The organism is Streptomyces sp. NPDC002176 (assembly GCF_044903645.1).
GTDB lineage: Bacteria > Actinomycetota > Actinomycetes > Streptomycetales > Streptomycetaceae > Streptomyces.
The window spans coordinates 1,584,238-1,604,001 of record NZ_JBJDQW010000001.1 but is presented as its reverse complement, the minus strand read 5'-3'; the positions used below and the strand labels follow the sequence as shown (position 1 = coordinate 1,604,001).

13 protein-coding genes are annotated in these 19,764 nt (G+C 69.5%); 10 read left to right on the top strand and 3 right to left on the bottom strand.

Annotated elements, in window-relative coordinates:
• Positions 1 to 1,713 (bottom strand): diacylglycerol kinase family protein, encoded by a 1,713-nt coding sequence (locus tag ACI2LY_RS07160; protein WP_404706263.1) that lies wholly within the window; start codon positions 1,711 to 1,713, stop codon positions 1 to 3.
• 146 nt (positions 1,714 to 1,859) lie between these two features.
• Complete coding sequence (locus tag ACI2LY_RS07155) at positions 1,860 to 5,663, bottom strand: GH92 family glycosyl hydrolase (RefSeq protein WP_404706262.1); 3,804 nt, start codon at positions 5,661 to 5,663, stop codon at positions 1,860 to 1,862.
• Positions 5,664 to 6,004: 341 nt separating this feature from the next.
• Between ACI2LY_RS07155 and ngcE the strand changes: the two genes are divergently transcribed.
• From ngcE to ACI2LY_RS07110, 9 genes are all read left to right on the top strand, one after another.
• Positions 6,005 to 7,453: an N-acetylglucosamine/diacetylchitobiose ABC transporter substrate-binding protein gene (gene ngcE, locus ACI2LY_RS07150; RefSeq protein WP_404706261.1), complete on the top strand. Its 1,449-nt coding sequence runs from the start codon at positions 6,005 to 6,007 to the stop codon at positions 7,451 to 7,453.
• Positions 7,454 to 7,527: 74 nt separating this feature from the next.
• Entirely contained in the window at positions 7,528 to 8,454 is a 927-nt protein-coding gene (locus tag ACI2LY_RS07145; RefSeq protein ID WP_404706260.1) for a carbohydrate ABC transporter permease, read from the top strand.
• A 5-nt stretch (positions 8,455 to 8,459) separates the two neighbouring features.
• A complete protein-coding gene (locus ACI2LY_RS07140; RefSeq protein ID WP_404706259.1) occupies positions 8,460 to 9,374 on the top strand; it encodes a carbohydrate ABC transporter permease in 915 nt (304 codons plus the stop codon).
• 340 nt (positions 9,375 to 9,714) lie between these two features.
• Positions 9,715 to 10,926 carry an ROK family protein gene (locus ACI2LY_RS07135; protein WP_393592268.1) on the top strand — a complete coding sequence of 404 codons (1,212 nt, stop codon included), beginning with the start codon at positions 9,715 to 9,717 and terminating at the stop codon, positions 10,924 to 10,926.
• 133 nt (positions 10,927 to 11,059) lie between these two features.
• Positions 11,060 to 12,163, top strand: coding sequence for a sugar ABC transporter substrate-binding protein (locus ACI2LY_RS07130; RefSeq protein WP_404706496.1), 1,104 nt, complete (start codon positions 11,060 to 11,062; stop codon positions 12,161 to 12,163).
• Positions 12,164 to 12,339: 176 nt separating this feature from the next.
• On the top strand, positions 12,340 to 13,131 hold the full coding sequence (locus ACI2LY_RS07125) for an ATP-binding cassette domain-containing protein (protein ID WP_217463311.1): 792 nt from the start codon (positions 12,340 to 12,342) through the stop codon (positions 13,129 to 13,131).
• Positions 13,128 to 14,444 (top strand): sugar ABC transporter permease, encoded by a 1,317-nt coding sequence (locus ACI2LY_RS07120; protein ID WP_404706258.1) that lies wholly within the window; start codon positions 13,128 to 13,130, stop codon positions 14,442 to 14,444. The genes ACI2LY_RS07125 and ACI2LY_RS07120 overlap by 4 nt, the downstream gene beginning before the upstream one ends.
• Before the next feature lie 210 nt (positions 14,445 to 14,654).
• Positions 14,655 to 16,583 (top strand): 1-deoxy-D-xylulose-5-phosphate synthase, encoded by a 1,929-nt coding sequence (dxs, locus tag ACI2LY_RS07115; RefSeq protein ID WP_404706257.1) that lies wholly within the window; start codon positions 14,655 to 14,657, stop codon positions 16,581 to 16,583.
• Positions 16,584 to 16,730: 147 nt separating this feature from the next.
• The gene (locus tag ACI2LY_RS07110) at positions 16,731 to 18,233 is read left to right on the top strand and encodes an amino acid permease (protein ID WP_404706256.1); all 1,503 of its coding nucleotides are present in this window, start codon (positions 16,731 to 16,733) and stop codon (positions 18,231 to 18,233) included.
• 28 nt (positions 18,234 to 18,261) lie between these two features.
• On the opposite strand, the gene ACI2LY_RS07105 is transcribed toward ACI2LY_RS07110, so the two are convergent.
• The gene (locus ACI2LY_RS07105) at positions 18,262 to 18,654 is read right to left on the bottom strand and encodes an NTP pyrophosphohydrolase (RefSeq protein ID WP_393911799.1); all 393 of its coding nucleotides are present in this window, start codon (positions 18,652 to 18,654) and stop codon (positions 18,262 to 18,264) included.
• 72 nt (positions 18,655 to 18,726) lie between these two features.
• Here ACI2LY_RS07105 and ACI2LY_RS07100 point away from each other — a divergent pair, with 72 nt between their 5' ends.
• Entirely contained in the window at positions 18,727 to 19,746 is a 1,020-nt protein-coding gene (locus ACI2LY_RS07100; protein ID WP_404706255.1) for a hypothetical protein, read from the top strand.
• Positions 19,747 to 19,764: the final 18 nt, after the last annotated feature.

Genomic DNA, 19,764 nt, shown 5'->3' with positions numbered 1-19,764 from the left:
TCAGTGCTCCCGGTTCGGGACCAGCACGGTCAGCGCGCCCGGCACGACCTCCACGGAGAGCCGCGTCCCGGTACCGACCGGGTCGCCGTCGATCTCGCGGGGCTCCGGGGCGTCGAAGGTGAACTCGGCCCGCCGGAACGTGCGGAACTCCGGCTGCCCGTCGCCCGCCTCGCCGTCCCGCTTCCGGCGAAGCAGCGCGCTCACCGTACGCAGCCAGCCGCCGGGGCCCTGCGGGTCGAGGATGAGGAGGTCCAGCACACCGTCGTCGGGGCGGGCGTCCGGGATCAGGCGCAGGCCGCCCTGGAGTTCGCCGGTGTTGCCGACGAGCACCATGCGGGCCGTACGGCGCAGCGGCTGCCCGCCGTCCAGGCGGACGCTCAGGCTCATCCGGGGGCCGCGCATCGCCTTGGGGGCGGCGAGGACGTACGCGGGCCAGCCCAGCATCGCCTTGGCCCGGTCGTGCTCCTCCGCGTACTTCATCATCGCGGCGTCCAGGCCGACGCCGGACATCACCGCGAAGTGGGTGGCGGGGAGGCCGTCACCCTCGACCCGGGCGACGTCGATGACGCGGGGCGCGCCGCCGAGGGCCGCGTCGAGCGCCTCGGCCGGGGTGAGCGGGAGGTCGAGGTTGCGGGCGAGGAGGTTGCCGGTGCCGAACGGCACGACGGCGAGCGGGACCCCGCTGCCCGCCAGCCGGTCGGCGGCCGCGCGTACGGTGCCGTCGCCGCCGCAGACCACGACCAGCGCGGCGCCCTCGGCGAGCGCCTGGGCGGCCTGGCCGCCACCGGGGTCGGCCGCGGTCGTCTCGATGAACACCGGTTCGCGGTGGCCGTGTTGGGCGAGAACCCGGCGCAGTTCGTCACGGGCGCTCTCGTCGACGGTGGTGGGGTTGACGACCACCGCGACCCGGCCCGGCAGCAGCTCGGCGCGGGGGGCCTGAGGGACCTCGGGCAGGGCGGCGGGCGCCGACACCCGGCCGTCGCGGAGCAGGGCGTGCCCGACGACCAGCAGGGCCAGCGCGCCGTTGATCATGCCGCCCGCCACGTCGGTCGGGTGGTGCATGCCCCGGTACAGCCGGGAGAGACCCACGACGACCGGCAGCAGGAGCAGCACCGCCGCCAGCACGCGCCGCCAGGGGCTCCGTACGCGGGACAGCACGAGGACCGCGAGACCGCCGTAGATCGCGGTGGCCGCGCCGGTGTGGCCGGAGGTGTAGCTCGAGGTCGGCAGGGAGCCGTCGAGCCGGTGGACGTCGGGGCGCTGGCGGTCCACCGCGATGGTGATGACCAGGAAGACCAGCGACTGGAGCGCGACCCCGAGCGCGAGGAACGACACCTGGCGCCACATCGGCAGCTTGGGTATGAAGATCAACGCCAGGCAGGCCGCCAGCGTCACCCCGATCACGGTGCCCGTGTTGCCCAGCTCGGACCCGATCGAGGACAGCGTGGTCAGGGTGGAGGTACGCAGCCGCTCCAGGCCCCGGTTGACGCCGTCCTCGGCCGTCAGCGGCCACACGTGCCGGGCGGGGCCGGTGATCAGGAAGCCGATGCCGATCATCAGGACGGCCTGGCACACCGCCAGCGCCCCGATGGAGGCCGCCGCCCGTGCCATACCGCGCGGCAGCTCACGAGGGCGCCCGGTGGACGTCGTCCTGACGGGGCGGGGCCCGTCCTCGGGCAGGCCCGCTGATCTCTCCGGTACGGCGGTCGGCATCGTTGCTGCTCCTCGGCTGGGTCGGTCGGTCGGGCCGGACCGCACGGGCCCGACCAACCGGCTAATGCCCCCTGAACGGCCAAGCAGACGGCACGAAGAAGGGGCGGCCCGTCAGGGACCGCCCCTCCATCGCTCAACCGGAGCCGTCAGGACAGCAGTTCCACCTCCGCCAGGGTCGACTCCGCGTCCAGCACCAGCCGGTACCTGGTGTACGCACCCGGCGTGGCCACGCTGAACGCCCGTGTCTGGCGGTCCCAGGCGAAGGACTCACCGGAACGCTTGTCCAGCGTCTGCCAGGTCGTGCCGTCGGTGGAGCCCTCGAGGGTCCAGCCGGTCGGCGCCTTCGTACGGTCCGCCGACGAGGTCAGCGTGTACTGGACCGCCTTGGTCGCCTCGCCGTTCGGCAGATCCACCGAGGTGACCGCCGCGCTCGTCGCCGAGGTGTTGTCGAACAGCGCGCCGTCGCCCTTCAGCACGTCCGCGCGCGGGGTCGGCACCTTGTCGTCCTCGGTGACCGACACCGGGGCGGCGTCCTTGCCCGAACCCCATGACGAGGGCTTCGACCCCATCGAGAAGTCCAGCACCCCGCCCTTGGAGAGCAGCGAGTGGGGGAGCGAAGTGGAGTTCCAGGAGCGGCCGTTGAAGCGGACGCCCTGGATGTAGACGTTGCGGTCGCTGTTGTTCGGGGCCTTGATCACCAGGTCCCGGCCGTTCTCCAGGTGGACGGTGGCCTTCTTGAACTGCGGTGAGCCGATGGCGTATTCACCGCTGCCCATGACCAGCGGGTAGAAGCCGAGCGAGGAGAAGAGGTACCAGGCCGACTGCTCGCCGTTGTCCTCGTCGCCGTGGTAGCCCTGCCCGATCTCGCTGCCCGTGTACAGCCGGGACAGCACCTCGCGCACGTTCTTCTGCGCCTTCCAGGGCTCACCGGCCGCGTCGTACATGTAGTTGACGTGGTGGGCGACCTGGTTGGAGTGGCCGTACTGGCCCATCCGGACGTCCCGCGCCTCGGTCATCTCGTGGATGACACCGCCGTAGGAGCCGGTGAACTCGGGGGAGGCCGTCTCCGGGGTGGCGAAGTACTCGTCCAGCTTGTCGCCGAGCGCCTTGCGGCCGCCGTACAGGTTGGCCAGGCCCCGGCTGTCCTGCGGGGCGGTGAAGGCGTAGCCCCAGCCGTCGGTCTCCGTGTAGTCGTAACCCCACACGCGCGGGTCGTACGTGGCGGAGTCCACGCGCCAGTTCCCCTGGGCGTCCTTGCCCTGGAAGAAACCGGCCTTCGGGTCGAAGAGGTTGACGTAGTCGCGGGCCCGGTTGAGGAAGTAGGCCGACTCCTCCTGGTACCGCTTCTCGCCGGTCTTCTTGTACAGCGCCTCGCCCATCTTGGCGATGCCGTAGTCGTTGACGTAGCCCTCCATGGCCCAGGACAGACCCTCGTGGGTGTCGCTGCTCGTGTAGCCGAGGAAGGGCGAGGTGGTCATGCCCTTGCGGCCGACACCCGAACTCGGCGGCACCACGGTCGCGTTCTTCACCGCCGCGTCGTACGCCGCCTTCGCGTCGAACTTCACGCCCTTGACGTAGGCGTCGGCGAAGGCCACGTCCGAGGAGGTGCCGGTCATCAGGTCGGCGTAGCCGGGGGAGGACCAGCGGGAGGTCCAGCCGCCGTCCTTGTACTGCTGCACGAACCCGTCCACCATCTCGCCCGCCTGGGAGGGCGTGAAGAAGGAGTAGGCGGGCCAGGTGGTGCGATACGTGTCCCAGAAGCCGTTGTTGACGTACACCTTGCCGTCGACGATCTTGGCGCCGGTGTGCGTCGGGGTGTCCGGGTTCGGCATCGGGGAGAACGGCGAGGCGTACTGGTCCTTGCCCCCGACCTTCTCGAAGCCCGAGTTCGGGTAGAGGTACAGCCGGTACATGCTGGAGTACAGCGTGGTCAGCTGCTCCGGGGTGGCGCCCTCCACCTCGACCTTGCCGAGGATCTTGTCCCAGGCCCGCTGGGCGCGCGCCTTGACGGTGTCGAAGGAGGTGCCGTCCGGGATCTCCTGGCGCAGGTTGTCCTTCGCCTGGTCCAGGCTGATCAGCGAGGTCGCCAGGCGCAGGGTCACCGTACGGTCGGCGCCCGCGGCGAACCGCAGATAGCCCTTGACCCCGCTGGACGAGCCCTCGGTGACCGGCTTGTCGAAGGTGCCGTAGACGAACAGCCGGGTCGCGCCCGTGGACAGCCCCGACTTCACGTCGGAGTAGCCGGTGACGATCCCGTGCTCCTTGTCCAGCGTCAGCCCCGCCTGCTCGGTGACGTTGTCGAACAGCACGCTCGCGTCGTCGCCGGGGTAGCTGAAGCGCAGCACGGCCGCGTGGTCGGTCGGGGCCATCTCGGCCTTGAGACCGTTCTCGAACTTCACCCCGTAGTAGTACGGCCGGGCCGTCTCGTTCTCGTGCCGGAAGGCCAGCTCACGGGCCTCGCGGCCGGTGTCCGGGGTGCCCGTCGCGGCCGACGGCATCAGCTGGAACGTCTGCCGGTCGCCCATCCACGGGCTCGGCTCATGGCTCGCGCTGAACGCCTGCACGGTCGGCAGGTTGTCGTCGTTGTTGGCCCGCGCGTACTCGTACAGCCAGCTCAGCGAGGACGCGTTGGTCACCGGGGTCCAGAAGTTGAACCCGTGCGGCATCGCGGCGGCCGGGAAGTTGTTGCCGCGCGAGAAGCTGCCGCTGGAGTTGGTGCCGCGCGTGGTCAGCGCGTAGTCCGACAGATGCGCCTTGGGCCGCTCGGGCGCCACCCGCTTCAGCGCCACGTCGTCCACCCAGCCCCGGAACTTCGCCGGGCCCTTGGGGGAGTCGTACGCCACCAGGACGCGGTCGACGGTCTTGCCCGCGGCCACCTCGCCGATCCGGGACGCCACGTCGTTCCACTGGTTGACGTACAGCCCCTTCGCCGCGCCCTGCCCCTGCGGGGTCAGCGGGAAGCCGTGCTGGTCCGTCGCGCCGAGCGAGCTGAGGTAGGTGCCGTCGGTGAAGGCCAGGTCCACGCTGACGTTGGTGGCGTCGTAGTCCCGGTCGCCGTCGGCCATCGACGGGAAGAGGCGGTACGACAGCCGGGTGTCGCGGGCCACCTTCACATCGACGTCGAACACCTTGTTGTACGAGTAGCCCCGGCCGTCGGCGGTGTGCCGTCCGGCGTAGCGCAGCGCGTGGGTGCCGGTGAAGCCCGCCCGCGCCTTGGCGGTGGGGGAGCCGCTGGGGCCCTTGTCGACGAGGGCCAGCATGTCCTGCGGGGCCGGTCCGTCACCGCCGCCGGTGGAGAACTGCACATCGGCCAGCTGCAGCGCGTCCGAGGCGCCGTTGTTCTTCGTCACCTCCAGCCGGAAGTGCGCGTACTCGGCCGGCTCGTCGAGCTGGTACGACTTGGTGCCGAACCGGTCCGGGAAGGTCTCGCCGGTACGGGTGTCGAGGGTCTGCCAGTCCTTGCCGTCGGCCGAGCCCTGGAGCCGCCAGTCCTTCGGGTCGCGCTCGGCGTGGTCGTTGGCCGAGGTGAGCGCGTAGGCGGCGAGCTTCACCGGCTGGTCCAGGTCGAACTCCACCCAGCCGGTGGGTGCGAACGTCAGCCATTTGCTACCGGGATCGACATCGGTGAGGTTCTCCTTCACCTCGCCCGCGCCGGTGTTCTCACCGCTCGCCCGCAGATCGGTGACATGGTCGGTGACATTGCCCGGAATGCCGTTGCTGTAGCCGCCGTCCACGCCCGAGGAGCGCTTGGCGCCGCCCGGTCCGGTCTCGACGGTGTTCAGCCAGTCCGGCGCCGGTTCGCCGGACTCGAACGAGGACGCGAACTCCGTGGCGGCGGCCGGGGCCCGGGACGGCACGGCGACCGCCGCCCCCTGCGTGCCCACGCCCATGACGAAGGCGGTCGTGAGGACGACCGCCGGAGTCCATCTGTGCCGAGATCTCCGTCGCATCTACGGATTCCCCTCCCGCGCTTACTGCGGACAACGTTGTCAACTTGCTGCGCAGGAACCAGTAGGTGGTCAAGTGGTGCGTGATGTCAAGGGTGTTGAGTGTGGCATTCAGGGGGTCATATCGGTGGTTCATCCGGCGGGCCGTACGGAGTCCGGCGATATTTCCACCAGGTCTCAACTCGGAAAAGACCGGCGGCCGACCTTGCATTCGATCTTGCCCCCTTGGCGGGAAGTGGACTATACCTGTCGGCGTTTCCTGCACGAGCCAGCACAACCCGACCGCGGTGCCGGGGGGAGATCCGGTTCACCGCCTGAGTCCTGGAGAAGGCGAGGACTTGAGCATGGGGTCTACCGCAGCACGGCATGGTGGCGAAGGTGTCGGCCGTCGTGATCTGATCAAGCGAACCGCGGCACTCGGCCTGGTGGCCGCCCCCGGAATGGGGCTGCTGTCGGCCTGCGCGAGCAGTGGCGGCGACGGACAGGACAAGGCGAAGGCGGGCAAGAAGACCGCGAAGAACCCGCTGGGCGTCAACGACAGCGCGAAGCTGGAATTCGTCCTCTTCGACGGCGGTTTCGGCAAGGAGTACGCCGAGGACGCGGTCAAGCTGTACAAGAAGGACTTCCCCGAGGCCGAGGTGAAGTTCTCCGCGACCCAGAAGATCCAGTCCACCCTGCAGCCCCGCTTCAACCAGGGCACCCCGCCGGACCTCATCGACAACTCCGGTGCCGAGCAGATGGACATGGGCGTCCTGGTCGGCAAGAAGCAGCTGGCCGACCTCACCCCGCTGCTGGACGCGCCGTCCTACGACGACCCGTCCAAGAAGGTCCGCGACACCCTGCGCCCCGGCATCGTGGAGATGGGCCAGTTCGACGGCGACCCGGTGTGGATCTTGAACTACGCCTACACCGTCTACGGCGTCTGGTACTCGCAGAAGGCGCTGGACGGGCTGGACGAGAAGTACCCGGAGACCTGGGACGAGATGCTGGCGGTCTGCGCCAAGGCCAAGAAGAAGGGCATCGCGGGCTGGACCTACGCGGGCAAGTACCCGTACTACCTGCCCTTCTCGCTCTACCCGATGATCGCCAAGGTCGGCGGCCGCCAGGTGCTGGACGCGATCGACAACCTGGAGCCCAACGCCTGGAAGCACCCGGCCGTCAAGGCGTGTTTCGAGGCGTACTACGAGCTGTTCCAGAAGGGCTACATCCTGCGCGGCACGCCCGGCCTGGACCACATCCAGTCGCAGACCGCGTGGGCCAAGGGCAAGGCGCTGTTCATCCCGAACGGCTCCTGGGTGGAGAACGAGTCGGCCAACGTCATCCCGGCCGACTTCGACCTGGCGGTCTCCGCTCCCACCGGGCTGGACAGCTCCGACAAGATGCCGTTCGGCACCATCTGGGCCTCCGGCGGTGAGCCCTTCGTCGTCCCGGCCAAGGCGGCCAACCCCGAGGGCGGCATGGAGCAGCTGCGCGTGATGCTCTCCGAGGCGTCCTCGCGGAACTTCACCTCCAAGGTGAAGTCGCTCTCCGCGCTCGACGGCGGCATCGACGGCATCGAGCTGACCCCCGGTCTGAAGGCGGGCGTCGCGGCGCTGAAGAAGGCCGGGGACAACGTGGTGAACCCGCGCATCCCGGACTGGTACGTCCAGCTGGAGAAGGAGAAGATCGGCGTCGGCGGCCTCGGCGAGATGATGGCCGGCCGGCTCACCCCCGCGGAGACCGTCAAGAAGATCCAGGGCTTCGCCGACGCCGCCGCCAAGGACTCCTCCATCAAGCACTACAAGCACAAGTAACGCCCCCTCTCAAGGGTTCGTCACCAGCGGCAGTACGTGTCCCAGTACGTGTCCAGGAACGGGGTCGTCCGGCAATGCAGCACGGCAAGTACGGGTTCATCACGGGGTTCCTCGCGGCCCCGCTCGGGCTCTACGCACTCTTTGTGATCTGGCCGTTCATCCAGTCCATCTACTACTCGTTCACGGACTGGACCGGCCTGAGTCCCGAATTCAGCATGGTCGGCACCGACAACTACACCCGGATGCTGCACGACGACATCTTCTGGAAGTCGTTGACACACAGCCTGATCTTCGCGCTGCTGCTGCCGCTGGTGACGCTCGGCATGGCCCTGTTCTTCGCTTTCATGATCAATGTGGGCGGGCGGCACCGAAAGGGCGGACCGGTCGTCACCGGGGTGCGCGGCTCCGGCTTCTACAAGATCGTCTATTTCTTTCCGCAGGTGCTCTCGATCGCCATCGTGGCCCTGCTCTTCGCCTTCGCCTACAACCCGGACAGCGGCGCGATCAACTCGCTGCTGCGCGGCATCGGACTCGACAGCCTCCAGCCGCTCTGGCTGGGCGATCCGAACCTCGCCCTGTGGTGCGTGATGGCGGTGCTGGTGTGGTCCACCACGGGCTTCTTCGTGGTGCTGTTCTCCGCGGGCATGGCCTCGATCCCGGCCGACCTGTACGAGGCGGCCCTGCTGGACGGGGCGGGCCGCGCGACCACCTTCTTCCGGGTCACCCTGCCGCTGCTCTGGGACACCGTGCAGTCCGGCTGGGTCTACATGGGCATCCTCGCGCTCGGCGCCGAGTCGTTCGCGGTCGTCCAGATCATGACGACCGGCCCCGGCGGCCCCGACTACTCGACCACCGTGCTGGTCCTGTACGTGTACCAGAAGGCGTTCCGGGACGGTCAGGCCGCCTACGCCACCACCATCGGCGTCGCCCTGCTGGTCGTCACGCTCGCGTTCGCCGCGATCGTGATGCGGCTGGGCCGCCGCGAGCGGCTGGAGTACTGAGCCCCATGACCACCACCGACGCTCCCGCCCCGCGCCCCGCGCCCGTCGTGAAGACCGACGCGGTCCCGCCCCGCCCCGGCGCCCGCCGCCGCTCCGAGGGCACCGTCCTCAACGTGTTCTCCCACGGGGTGCTGGTCCTGTGGGCGTTCATGGTCGTGCTGCCGCTGCTGTGGGCGGTGATGACCTCGTTCAAGGACGACAGCTCCATCTTCGGCTCGCCCTGGGCGCTGCCGGACAAGCTGCACTTCGACAACTGGTCCCGCGCCTGGTCCCAGGCCCACATGAGCGAGTACTTCCTCAACACCGTGCTGGTGGTGGGGGGTTCGCTGATCGGCACCCTGGTGCTCGGCTCGATGGCGGCCTATGTGCTGGCCCGCTTCGACTTCCCGGGCAACCGCTTCATCTACTACCTGTTCGTCGGCGGCATGAGCTTCCCGATCATGCTCGCGCTGGTGCCGTTGTTCTACGTCGTGAACAACATGGGGCTGCTGAACACGATCCACGGACTGATCCTGGTCTACATCGCCTACTCGCTGCCGTTCACCGTCTTCTTCCTGACCGCTTTCTTCCGCACTCTGCCCACTTCGGTGGCGGAAGCGGCCTTCGTGGACGGTGCCTCGCACAGCCGGACCTTCTTCCAGATCATGCTGCCGATGGCCAAGCCCGGCCTGGTCAGCGTGGGCATCTTCAACTTCCTCGGCCAGTGGAACCAGTACATGCTGCCGACGGTGCTGAACACCGACCCGGACAAGAAGGTGCTCACCCAGGGACTCGTCCAACTCGCCGTCAGCCAGGGCTACAAGGGCGACTGGTCCGGCCTCTTCGCGGGCCTGGTGATGGCGATGCTCCCGGTGCTTGCGGCGTACGTCGTCTTCCAGCGGCAGGTGGTCGCGGGGCTGACGGCGGGGGCGGTGAAGTAGCCCGGCACTGCTCCGGACCGGCCCCGGTGTGTCCCACCGGGGCCGACGCACATTCGGACATCGGCGGTCACTTTGCGATCGTTACCGATCACCCGGCGCGAACCCCGCCGTCAGCCCGTGAAGCCACTCCTGGTCACAGCTCCGTCACGCGATGAAACCCACTCGGGGGAGGGAGGGCGGACGGCGGTGAGTGACAGCGATTTCCGTCAAGGACTTGACTGCGGTTACCCCTTCAGCAGAGCTTGGAGTTCATAACTTGTAAGTGGCCCGGTTCCGCAGATGTGACCTGGGCCACGGGTGGCGATGGGGCCGCCCACCGATGTCGGGAGTGGATGGGTCGATGGAGACTCCGGGGTCGCAGTCGTCGCTGCACCGAGCCAACCTGGAAAGAGTCGTACGGGCGGTGCGGCTGGCCGGGTCGCTCACACAGGCGGAGATCGCCCGTACGACCGGCCTGTCCGCCGCGACGGTCTCCAACATCGTGCGCGAGCTGAAGGACGGTGGAACCGTCGAGGTCACCCCCACCTCGGCCGGTGGCCGCAGGGCCCGCAGCGTGTCGCTGAGCGGGGACGCCGGGATAGTGATCGGCATCGACTTCGGCCACACCCACCTGCGGGTGGCCATCGGCAACCTGGCCCACCAGGTGCTCGCCGAGGACTCCGAGCCGCTGGACGTGGACGCCTCCTCGACGCAGGGGTTCGACCGCGCCGAGGAGCTGATCGACCGGCTGATCGCCGCGACCGGCGTGGACCGGGGCAAGGTGGCCGGGGTCGGGCTCGGCGTACCGGGGCCCATCGACGTGGAGTCGGGCACCCTGGGGTCCACCTCGATCCTGCCCGGCTGGGGCGGCACCCGGCCCGCCGAGGAGCTGCGCGAACGGCTCGGCGTGCCGGTCCACGTGGACAACGACGCCAACCTGGGCGCCCTCGGTGAGCTGGTCTGGGGCAGCGGCAAGGGCGTCCGCGACCTGGCCTACATCAAGGTGGCCAGCGGGGTCGGGGCGGGCCTGGTGATCAACGGGCAGATCTACCGGGGGCCCGGCGGGACGGCCGGCGAGATCGGGCACATCACCATCGACGAGGCGGGCCCGGTGTGCCGCTGCGGCAACCGGGGCTGCCTGGAGACCTTCACGGCCGCGCGCTACGTCCTCCCGCTGCTCCAGCCGAGCCATGGCACCTCCCTGACCATGGAGGGCGTCGTACGGCTGGCCAGGGACGGGGACCCCGGCTGCCGCCGGGTGATCGCCGACGTGGGCCGCCACATCGGCAGCGGCGTGGCCAACCTGTGCAATCTGCTGAACCCCAGCCGGGTCGTCCTGGGCGGCGATCTCGCCGAGGCCGGGGAACTGGTGCTGGCCCCCATCAGGGAGTCCGTGGGACGCTATGCGATCCCCAGCGCGGGACGTCAACTGTCCGTGCTTCCAGGGGCACTTGGGGGTCGCGCGGAGGTGCTCGGGGCACTCGCCCTGGCGCTGAGCGAAATGGGTGATTCGACCCTGCTCGACGGCTCTGCCACGGCCTCGCTGCCCGTGGTGGCTCCTGCCTTCACTTAGATAACGAATGGCACCGTTGCCATCTCGTTAAGAATTTACTTCTTGACGCCGAACGCGTGGCCGAGTTGACTTCCAGCCACCTCGGCCGCAACGACGCGGCCTCGTCAGGGAGGTTTCTGAAGTGAACACGCGTATGCGTCGTGCGGCCTTCGCCGTTGCTGCTGGTGCCATGGCCGTCTCGCTCGCCGCCTGTGGCAGTGCCAAGGAGTCCGGTGGCGGTGCCGCCAAGTCCGCGGACAGCAAGAAGAAGGGCGACGCGATCACGGTCGGCCTGCTCCTGCCGGAGAACCAGACCGCGCGTTACGAGAAGTTCGACCGTCCGCTGATCGAGAAGAAGGTCTCGGAGCTGACGAACGGCAAGGGCAAGGTCGTCTACGCCAACGCCAAGCAGGACGCGACCCAGCAGAACCAGCAGGTCGACACCATGATCACCAACAAGGTGGACGTCCTGATCATCGACGCGGTGGACGCCGCGGCGATCAAGAACTCGGTCCAGAAGGCCAAGGACCAGGGCATCCCGGTCGTCGCCTACGACCGCCTGGCGCAGGGCCCGATCGACGCCTACACCTCGTTCGACAACGAGACCGTCGGCAAGACGCAGGGCGAGGCCCTCCTGAAGGCCCTGGGCTCCAAGGCCAAGTCCGGCAAGATCGTCATGATGAACGGCTCCTCCACGGACCCGAACGCCGCGCAGTTCAAGAAGGGCGCGCACGACGTCCTCGACGGCAAGGTGAACGTCGGCAAGGAGTACGACACCAAGGAGTGGAAGCCGGAGAACGCCAACTCCAACATGGAGGGCGCCATCTCGGCCCTGGGCAAGAAGAACATCATCGGCGTCTACTCCGCCAACGACGGCATGGCCGGCGGTATCATCACCGCCCTCAAGTCCGCGGGCATCGCCAACGTCCCGGTCACCGGCCAGGACGCCGAGCTCGCCGGTGTGCAGCGCATCGTCTCCGGTGCCCAGTACATGAGCGTCTACAAGCCGTACGCCCCGGAGGCCGACGCCGCCGCGGAGATGGCCGTCAACCTGGCGCAGGGCAAGTCGCTCGACTCCGTCGCCAAGGACAAGGTCGACAGCCCCACCACCAAGGCCGTCCCGTCGATCCTGGTCGCCGTCACCTCGCTGACCAAGGACAACATCAAGGACACCGTCATCAAGGACGGCGTCTACACGGTGGCCGACATCTGCACCGCCCAGTACAAGGCCGCCTGCGCCAAGGCCGGCCTGAACTAACCGACGGACCCTTTCCCCACCCCGCCGACCGGATTCCCGTCGGCGGGGCGGTGAGGACCGCTCAGGCTCCTCCGGCGCCCCGCGCACTACACAGCCCCGCAAGCTCGGCGCGGGGCGCCGGACGGAATTCCCCCAAACTTCTGCACAACCTCCCGCCGGGTCAGGCGGCGAAGGAGATGGTTCACGTGTCCGCTACGCCCGTGCTGGCGTTGCGCGGAGTCTCCAAGCGATTCGGTGCCGTCCAGGCGCTCACCGATGTCACGCTGGAGATCCACGCCGGTGAGGTGGTCGCCCTGGTGGGTGACAACGGTGCCGGAAAGTCCACGCTGGTCAAGACGATCGCCGGCGTGCACCCCATCGATGAGGGTGTCATCGAATGGGACGGCAAAACCGTCCAGGTCAACAAGCCGCACGACGCCCAGAACCTGGGCATCGCCACGGTGTACCAGGACCTCGCGCTGTGCGACAACATCGATGTCGTCGGCAACCTCTACCTGGGCCGGGAGATCCGCCGCGCGGGCGTCCTGGACGAGGTCGAGATGGAGCGGCGCTCGCGTGAGCTGCTGGACCAGCTCTCGATCCGCATTCCCAGTGTCCGTATCCCGATCGCCTCGCTCTCCGGCGGTCAGCGCCAGGTCGTGGCCATCGCCCGGTCGATGCTCGGCGAGCCCCGGCTCGTGATCCTCGACGAGCCCACCGCCGCGCTCGGTGTCGAGCAGACCGCCCAGGTCCTCGACCTGGTCGAGCGGCTGCGGGAGCGCGGCCACGCCGTGATCCTCATCAGCCACAACATGGCCGACGTCAAGGCGGTCGCCGACAAGGTGGCCGTGCTGCGCCTGGGCCGCAACAACGGCGTCTTCGAGGTCAAGTCGACCTCGCAGGAAGAGATCATCTCCGCCATCACCGGCGCCTCGGACAATGCCGTCACCCGTCGTGCGGCGCGCACCAATGGGGAGATCAAGAAGTGAGCATCGAGAAGACCTCCACGCCTCCGGGGGACGCCGCCCCCAAGCCCTCCGCCGACGCCGCCGCGGTGAACCCGGAGGCCGCCCCCGGCGCCGGTGTCGCCGTCGACCCCCGGCTGCTCGTGCGCGAGCAGGGACTCGCGGGCTACGTGGGCGAGTTCAAGCGCAAGATGAAGGCCGGCGACCTGGGCTCGATGCCCGTCGTGGTCGGACTCATCGTCATCTGGATCATCTTCCAGAGCCTGAACTCCAACTTCCTCACCGCGGGCAACCTCTCCGACATCTCCGTCGCCATGGTCGGCACGGGCATGATCGCCGTCGGTATCGTGTTCGTCCTGCTGCTCGGCGAGATCGACCTCTCGGTCGGCTCCCTCTCCGGTGTGGCGGGCGCGACCTTCGCGGTGCTGAACATCACCAACGGCATGAACGAGGTGCTGGCCTTCGTGCTGGCGATCCTTACGGGCACCGTCGCCGGTGCGATCCAGGGCTTCTTCTTCGCCAAGATCGGTGTGCCGGCCTTCGCCGTCACCCTGGCGGGACTGCTGTTCTGGAACGGCCTGATGCTCAAGATCCTGGGCGACAACGGCACGATCAACCTGAACAGCGACGGCCTGGTCGCCAACCTGACCAGCTACTACTTCTCCGACGTGGCCGCCGCCTACGGCCTGGCCGCCGTGGTGACGGTGCTGTTCTTCGTCAGCTCCTTCCTCGGCAACAAGCGTCGTGACGCCGCCGGGGTGCCGTCGAAGCCGCTGAGCGAGATCGTCCTGCGCACCGTGCTGCTGGGTGTCCTCTCCTTCGCCGTGGCGATCGTCTTCAACCAGTACAAGGGCCTGCCGCTGGCGGTCGTGATCTTCGTCGCGGTCCTCTTCGTCACCGACTTCGTGCTGCGCCGCACGGCCTACGGCCGCAAGGTGTTCGCGCTGGGCGGCAGCGTCGAGGCGTCCCGCCGTGCCGGTATCAACGTGGACCTGGTCCGCATCTCGGTGTTCGCCATCTCCGGCACCTTCGCGGCGCTGGGCGGTCTGTTCATCGCCTCCAAGATCGCCTCCGCCAACCAGGGCGCGGGCGGCGGTGACCTCCTGATGAACGCCATCGCGGCGGCCGTCATCGGCGGCACGTCCCTCTTCGGCGGCCGCGGCCGCACCTGGAACGCGCTCCTCGGTGTGCTGGTCATCGTCTCGATCCAGTACGGCCTGGCGCTCCAGGGCATCCCCTCGCCGGTCCAGTACATGATCACCGGTGGTGTCCTGCTGGCGACCGTCGTCATCGACGCGGTCACCCGCAAGACCCAGAAGTCGGCCGGCCGCGCGTAAGCTCGGCAGGCTTCGCGGAGCCCGGCGCGATGGAGCGCCGGGCTCCTGCGTTTTCCCTGGTCGCATCCCTGCTCGTGGGGGGTGCGGCCGTTCGTATGACCCGTGGGGGAACCCAGGGGGCACCGCCCGGCCATCGGCCGCCGGAGCGGAACATTAGACTCATCAAGCCCGGCAACAGCTCGATCAGCTCATACTTGCAAGGAGGCACGGGTGCCGCTGCTGACCCGCATCACGGGACCGCGCGATCTGGACCGGCTCAGCCTGGAGGAGCTGAACCAGCTGGCGGAGGAGGTCCGGACCTTCCTCGTGGACGCCGTGTCCAAGACCGGCGGTCACCTCGGCCCGAACCTCGGTGTGGTGGAGCTGACCATCGCCCTGCACCGGGTCTTCCACTCGCCCGCCGACAAGGTCCTGTGGGACACCGGCCACCAGTCCTACGTGCACAAGCTCCTCACCGGGCGCCAGGACTTCTCCCGCCTGAAGATGAAGGGCGGCCTCTCCGGCTACCCGGCGCAGGCAGAGTCCGAGCACGACGTCATCGAGAACAGCCACGCCTCCACGGTGCTCGGCTGGGCCGACGGCATCGCCAAGGCCAACGAGCTGAAGAAGTCCGACGACCGTGTCGTGGCCGTCATCGGTGACGGCGCGCTGACCGGCGGCATGGCCTGGGAGGCGCTGAACAACATCGCCGAGGCCAAGGACCGCCCGCTGGTCATCGTCGTCAACGACAACGAGCGCTCCTACGCGCCCACCATCGGCGGCATGGCCAACCACCTGGCCACCCTGCGCACCAGCGACGGCTACGAGCGTTTCCTCGCCCGGACCAAGGACCTGCTGGACCGCACCCCGGTCGTCGGCCGCCCGCTCTACGACACCCTGCACGGCGCCAAGAAGGGCCTGAAGGACTTCATCGCCCCGCAGGGCATGTTCGAGGACCTCGGCCTGAAGTACGTCGGCCCGATCGACGGCCACGACATCGAGGCGCTGGAGTCGGCGCTGGTGCGCGCCAAGCGGTTCGGCGGCCCGGTCATCGTGCACTGCCTCACCGAGAAGGGCCGCGGCTACCAGCCCGCCCTCCAGGACGAGGCCGACCGCTTCCACGCCGTCGGCAAGATCCACCCCGACACCGGTCTGCCGATCGCCTCCTCCGGCGCGGACTGGACCTCCGTGTTCGGCGAGGAGATGGTGAAGCTCGGCGAGGAGCGCGAGGACATCGTCGCCATCACCGCGGCCATGCTCCAGCCGGTCGGCCTGGACAAGTTCGCCAAGCGCTTCCCCGAGCGGGTCTACGACGTCGGCATCGCCGAGCAGCACGGCGCCGTCTCCGCCGCCGGTCTCGCGCACGGCGGGGTGCACCCCGTCTTCGCGGTGTACGCCACCTTCCTCAACCGCGCCTTCGACCAGGTCCTGATGGACGTCGCCCTGCACAAGTGCGGGGTGACCTTCGTCCTGGACCGGGCCGGTATCACCGGCACCGACGGCGCCTCCCACAACGGCATGTGGGACATGTCCATCCTCCAGGTCGTGCCGGGCCTGCGCCTGGCCGCGCCGCGCGACGCCGACCAGGTCCGCGCCCAGCTCCGCGAGGCCGTCGCCGTCGACGACGCGCCGACCGTGGTCCGCTTCTCCAAGGGCGCCGTAGGCCCCGCCGTACCGGCCGTGCGCCGGGTCGGCGGCATGGACGTGCTGCGCGAGCCGGGCACCGAGCGTCCCGACGTGCTGCTGGTGTCCGTGGGCGCGCTCGCCCCGATGTGCCTGGAGATCGCCACGCTGCTCGACAAGCAGGGCATCTCCACCACCGTGGTCGACCCCCGCTGGGTCAAGCCCGTCGACGAGGCGATGGCCCCGCTCGCCGAGCGGCACCGGGTCGTCGTCACCGTCGAGGACAACAGCCGCGTCGGCGGTGTCGGCTCCGCGATCGCCCAGGCGCTGCGCGACGCGGGCGTGGACATGCCGCTGCGCGACTTCGGCATCCCGCCCCGCTTCCTCGACCACGCCTCGCGCGCCGAGGTCATGGCCGAGATCGGGCTGACCGCCCCCGACATCGCCCGCCAGGTCACCGGTCTGGTCGCCAAGATCGACGGCCGCTTCGGCCAGGACACGGACGCCATGGACTCGGTGGAGTCCGCGCGCGACTGACCACCCGAACGCCACGGCTCACGGGCCGGTTCCGCACCCTCCTCAGGTGGCGGAACCGGCCCGCTTGCGTGAATCTGCCATTGCCGGGGCACACGCACCCCGTCCCTCTCGACCATGTCGAGGACGACAAGCGTGGGAGGTAGGCACGTGAGCACGCTCTTCCGTACGAAGAACGTCGAGCAGTCCATCCGGGACACCGAGGAACCGGAGCACTCGCTCAAGAAGTCCCTCTCCGCCCTGGACCTCACCGTGTTCGGTGTCGGTGTCATCATCGGCACCGGCATCTTCGTGCTGACCGGCCAGGTGGCCAAGAACAGCGCGGGCCCCGCGGTGGCCATCTCCTTCGCCGTCGCCGGTGTCGTCTGCGGCCTGGCCGCGCTCTGCTACGCCGAGTTCGCCTCGACGGTCCCGGTGGCGGGATCGGCGTACACCTTCTCGTACGCCTCGCTCGGTGAGCTGCCCGCCTGGACCATCGGCTGGGACCTGGTGCTGGAGTTCGCGCTCGGCACGGCGGTGGTGGCGGTCGGCTGGTCCGGGTACATCCGCTCGCTGTTCGACAGCTGGGGCTGGCACCTGCCGGAGTACCTGTCCGGCCGGGACGGCGCGACGGGGTTCGGCTTCGACATCCTCGCCGCCGCGCTGGTGCTGCTGCTGACCTGCGTGCTGGTGGTCGGCATGAAGCTGTCCGCCCGGATCACCTCGGCGGTCGTCGCCATCAAGGTGGTCGTCGTCCTCATCGTGATCGTCGCCGGTGCCTTCTTCGTCAGCGGCGACAACTACAAGCCGTTCATCCCCCCGGCCCAGCCGCAGGAGGCGGGCCAGAACCTCAAGGCGCCGCTGATCCAGCTGATGTTCGGCTGGGCACCGGCCAACTTCGGTGTGATGGGCATCTTCACCGCCGCCTCGGTGGTGTTCTTCGCGTTCATCGGCTTCGACATCGTCGCCACCGCCGCCGAGGAGACCCGTAACCCGCAGCGGGACATGCCGCGCGGCATCCTCGGCTCGCTGCTCATCTGCACGGTGCTGTACGTGGCGGTGTCCCTCGTCGTCACCGGCATGCAGAAGTACACGAAGCTGTCGGTGGAGGCGCCGCTCGCGGACGCCTTCAAATCACTCGGACATCCTTGGTACGCGGGCATCATCAGCTTCGGCGCCGCCGTCGGCCTGACCACGGTGTGCATGATCCTGCTGCTCGGGCAGACGCGGGTGTTCTTCGCCATGAGCCGCGACGGACTGCTGCCCCGCTTCTTCTCCCGCGTCCACCCCCGCTTCCGCACCCCGCACCGGCCGACCATCCTGCTGGGCGTGATCATCGCGATCATCGCGGGCTTCACCAGCCTCAGCGAGCTGGCCGAACTGGTCAACATCGGCACCCTGTTCGCGTTCATCGTGGTGGCGATCAGCGTGATCATCCTGCGCAGGACCCGCCCCGACCTGCCCCGCGCCTTCCGCACCCCGTGGGTCCCGGTGCTGCCGATCGTGTCGGTGTGCGCCTCGCTGTGGCTGATGCTGAACCTGCCCGCCGAGACCTGGCTGCGGTTCGCGATCTGGATGGCGATCGGCTTCGTCGTCTACTTCCTCTACGGCCGCACGCACAGCCGTCTGGCCCGCGGGGAGCAGCCGCCCGCCGAGGCCCCCAAGGCACAGTGAGCCGGAGCCGGTCCGGCGTGCGGTGTCCTCAGCCGAGGGCCGTACGCGGACCGGCGACGTCGGCGCCCAGCTCGCCGACCCGGCGCCGCAGTTCGCGGTCGGCGGTCACCACCAGCCGGTCCCGGTCGGCGGACCCGGCGACCAGCTCCACGATCCAGTCGTCCCCGCTGCCCGGCGCGGACTCCACCCGCACCCCCGGCACGGACTCGACACCACGCGCCGCGCCCTCCACCACCAGCACGATCTCCGCCGGGTCGGTCCGGCCCGGCAGACCGGCACTGGCCAGCCGGTCCCGCAGCCGCTCGGCGGCCCCCTTGCGGTCCTTCCACCAGCCGTCGGGCCGGGAGCCCATCACATTGGCGCAGTCCACGATCGCCAGCACGGGATCGTCCTGATCCGGAACACCGCGTACGTCGTCCATGCGCCCAGGGTCCCACGGGAGCCGCACGGGGGCGCGGTCCGCGGCCTTGACCAGGCAGCTTATGGTGATGCGGTGAACGGCGACTGGCTCATACGCGGCCGCGACGGCCGGCTCGGTGTCTACCACCCCACGGGCGACGGAGTCCTCTCGCGGGCGGAACACCGGCCGGGCGGCGGCTGGACCGCACCGCGCAGGGTGGGCGGCGAACAGGAACTGCGGCCCGGCCTCGGAGTGGGCCAGGGCGCCGACGGCTATGCCCACCTCGTCTCCTGGCGCCCGGCGGCGAAGGGCGAGGCGGTCCTGACGCACTCCACCCACTACCGGCCCGACCTCGCCGCCCTGGACTGGGCCCCGGTCGGCCACCCCAACCGCAAGGGCCCCCGGACCTCCGAGCCCGCGGTCGCGGTGGACGCCCAGGGCCGGGCCCATGTCTTCGTGGTCAACGGCGGCCAGGGTCTGAGCATGGTCGCCCAGCGGGAGAAGGGCGGCTGGGACCCCTGGCGCGACCTGAAGGGCTCCCGCGTCCAGGACGGCCTCGCGGCGCTGACGGGGGAGTCCGGCCTGGTCGAGGTGTACGCGGCGGTGCCCGGCGGCATCCTGCACTGGGCCCAGGAGAAGCCGGGCGAGCAGCCCGTCATGACGGAGTCGCTGGAGGCGCGGGTCACGCCCGGCACCCTGTCCGCGCTCGCCACCTCCGCGCACAGCACGACGGTGTTCTACACCGACCCCGAGGGCCTGCTCTGCGCCTGGCGCCCCGGTTCGGCGCCCGTCGCGCTGCTGTACGCGGCCGGTCCCGGCCCGGTCAGCGCGACGCGCTGCCTGCTCGACGGCCACGACTGCACGGTGCTCGCGCAGCGCGCGGCGAACGGCCGGGTCGTCATCGCCGCCTATCCGACCCAGGCGGAGTCGGCGGGCGCCTGGTGGGCCGAGTCGGGCCCGGAACTGCCCGAGGACGCGCGGGTGTTCCTCGCGGGCGACGCCCACTCCGGCCGACTGGCCGCGGCCGCGCTCTCCCCGTCGACCGGACGGCTCGTCCTCACCCGTCGCAAGGACGAGCCGGGGCTCGCGCTGGAGCCCTGGCGGGAGATCTGACCCCGCGCCCGCGGGGGG

What these genes read in the sequence shown, in the direction of transcription:
- ACI2LY_RS07160 (WP_404706263.1), bottom strand. Translation starts at nt 1,713, where the DNA reads ATGCCGACCGCCGTACCGGAGAGATCAGCGGGCCTGCCCGAGGACGGG.
- ACI2LY_RS07155 (WP_404706262.1), bottom strand. Translation starts at nt 5,663, where the DNA reads ATGCGACGGAGATCTCGGCACAGATGGACTCCGGCGGTCGTCCTCACG.
- ngcE (WP_404706261.1), top strand. Translation starts at nt 6,005, where the DNA reads ATGGGGTCTACCGCAGCACGGCATGGTGGCGAAGGTGTCGGCCGTCGT.
- ACI2LY_RS07145 (WP_404706260.1), top strand. Translation starts at nt 7,528, where the DNA reads ATGCAGCACGGCAAGTACGGGTTCATCACGGGGTTCCTCGCGGCCCCG.
- ACI2LY_RS07140 (WP_404706259.1), top strand. Translation starts at nt 8,460, where the DNA reads ATGACCACCACCGACGCTCCCGCCCCGCGCCCCGCGCCCGTCGTGAAG.
- ACI2LY_RS07135 (WP_393592268.1), top strand. Translation starts at nt 9,715, where the DNA reads ATGGAGACTCCGGGGTCGCAGTCGTCGCTGCACCGAGCCAACCTGGAA.
- ACI2LY_RS07130 (WP_404706496.1), top strand. Translation starts at nt 11,060, where the DNA reads ATGCGTCGTGCGGCCTTCGCCGTTGCTGCTGGTGCCATGGCCGTCTCG.
- ACI2LY_RS07125 (WP_217463311.1), top strand. Translation starts at nt 12,340, where the DNA reads ATGGTTCACGTGTCCGCTACGCCCGTGCTGGCGTTGCGCGGAGTCTCC.
- ACI2LY_RS07105 (WP_393911799.1), bottom strand. Translation starts at nt 18,654, where the DNA reads ATGGACGACGTACGCGGTGTTCCGGATCAGGACGATCCCGTGCTGGCG.